Below are 1,516 nucleotides of genomic sequence, written 5' to 3' on the forward strand. Positions count from 1 at the left end.
CTGATGCAGAACATTGCCATTGAGAATAACCTCTCCGAAACAGCGTATCTGATTCCTGAAGGGGGCAATAAATATGCAATTCGTTGGTTTTCACCCATAACCGAAATCGACTTCTGCGGACACGCTACGCTTGCCTCATCTTATGCTCTGTTTTCTGACTTTCCTGAGTATGATGAACTTGAATTTTCGACCAATGAAGTAGGGAATCTAACGGTCAAAAAGCGAGAAGATGGGATGATAGAAATGCGTTTTCCGATCCGGGCTCCAGAGCCGGTAGACGTTCCAGAACCTTTACTTGAAGGCTTATCTGTTCGACCAGCAAAAGTACTGCGCAGCCCGCAGGCGTATTTTGCGATTTACGATAACGAATCAGATGTTCTGAATGTAGAACAGGAGCAGGAAAGTCTTAAAAAACTGGCACCTTACGACGTAGTAGTAACCGCCAGAGGAAGCAGCCACGATTTTGTATCCCGTTATTTCTGGCCAGCCAATGGTGGCGATGAAGATCCGGTGACGGGTTCTATTCATGCGGGTCTGGCACCTTATTGGGCAGAAGTTTTAGGTAAGTCGGAACTGAAAGCTTTGCAGGCATCCAGACGATCGGGTGAGTTAGATTGCCGTGTGACAAAAGACAGCGTTTATGTCTCTGGCAGAGCAGTGAAATACCTGGAAGGTGAAATCGAAGTATAGGAAGTGAGATCGAGGTTTAATGCATCATATTCCCGCACCGATTTCATATATTTATTGAGATTATGTGGGTAAGTATCACTATTAATACAATTGTCATTTGATGTGACTGATTCTCATTGTTAATGTTGGTCTCCTAAGGAAAACAAAGATACCCGAACCTTCTCCCATCCATCAGTAAGTGGTGATTTAGAGGGAATCCGGGTGTTAAGAATGGCTAGTAGCAAAAGGCTTGGATGTGCACCTGCACTGCTAATGGAGAGCAACAGCCATGAAAGCAATGGTATATACGCCCTTTGGGGACACCGATGTATTGCATTTCTCAGAAGTTGAAAAGCCAAAACCTGCTGCTGATGATGTCCTGATTCGCGTAAAAGCGACGACAGTGACCAAAAGTGACGCTCCACACCACATTCCGAAACTGCTTTGGGTGCCTTCGCGAATTGCGTTAGGTGCCTTTATGCCATCAGAAGAAATTCTCGGGACGGAATTTGCAGGAGTCGTTGAAGCGGTAGGTAAAAACGTTCGCCTGTTTAAGCCCAATGATCATGTATTTGGGATTGTCGGGGTAAACAGTGGAACTTATGCGGAATACATTCGTGTACAAGATGACAGCATGATCACCCTCATGCCAGAAAATACAACATTTGAAGAAGCCGCTTCTTTGCCTTATGGCGCATTGATCGCACTTCAGATGTTACGCGATAAAGCCAAAGTTCAGGTAGGTCAAAAGGTACTGATTAATGGCGCATCCGGTGCGCTGGGGGCGGCGAGCCGTTCAAATTGCAAAATGGCTGGGGGCTGAAGTGACCGGCGTTTGCAGTACTGC

Annotated in this window: 2 protein-coding genes; both read left to right on the forward strand. The window is 46.0% G+C overall.

The window, feature by feature from the left end; translation table 11 throughout:
- Nucleotides 1-690: PhzF family phenazine biosynthesis protein (locus RH89_RS14880; RefSeq protein ID WP_038146207.1), on the forward strand; the 690-nt coding region annotated here is incomplete at its 5' end.
- A 268-nt stretch (nt 691-958) separates the two neighbouring features.
- Nucleotides 959-1,492 (forward strand): NAD(P)-dependent alcohol dehydrogenase, encoded by a 534-nt coding sequence (locus RH89_RS14885; protein WP_004403580.1) that lies wholly within the window; start codon nt 959-961, stop codon nt 1,490-1,492.
- Nucleotides 1,493-1,516 lie beyond the last annotated feature (24 nt).

It is taken from the genome of Vibrio nigripulchritudo ATCC 27043 (genome assembly GCF_000222685.1).
Lineage (GTDB): Bacteria > Pseudomonadota > Gammaproteobacteria > Enterobacterales > Vibrionaceae > Vibrio > Vibrio nigripulchritudo.

Coding starts and splice junctions, on each gene's coding strand:
- RH89_RS14885 (WP_004403580.1), top strand. CDS start 959: ATGAAAGCAATGGTATATACGCCCTTTGGGGACACCGATGTATTGCAT.